Origin of the sequence: Mesorhizobium sp. M1C.F.Ca.ET.210.01.1.1, from assembly GCF_004791585.1 — a bacterium.
Classification (GTDB): Bacteria; Pseudomonadota; Alphaproteobacteria; order Rhizobiales; family Rhizobiaceae; genus Mesorhizobium.
This window is the reverse complement of sequence record NZ_SRUU01000196.1, coordinates 1-299: the sequence shown is the minus strand read 5'-3', so window position 1 is coordinate 299 and position 299 is coordinate 1. Positions and strand designations below refer to the sequence as shown.

Below are 299 nucleotides of genomic sequence, written 5' to 3'. Positions count from 1 at the left end.
GTCGACTTCAGCTCCAGGATTTCGGACTTGACGTGCACGGTGATCTTTTTCGACATATCGCCGCGCGCGGCCGCGGGGGTCACTTGAGCGATTTTACGCACCTGGCCGGTGAGGTTCTCGGCCATGGAATTCACGTTATCGGTGAGATCCTTCCAGGTCCCGGCGACGCCGCGGACCTGGGCCTGGCCGCCCAACTTACCCTCGGTGCCGACCTCTCGGGCGACACGCGTCACCTCGCCGGCGAAGGAGTTCAACTGGTCGACCATGGTGTTGATCGTCGACTTCAGCTCCAGGATTTC

The 299-nt window shown here is 61.9% G+C and carries 1 protein-coding gene; it reads right to left on the bottom strand.

Features of this window, described 5'->3' with window-relative positions; genetic code table 11:
* Positions 1 to 299, bottom strand: a 299-nt coding sequence (locus EN853_RS33555; protein ID WP_135861379.1) for a hypothetical protein, incomplete at both ends; no start/stop codon positions are given.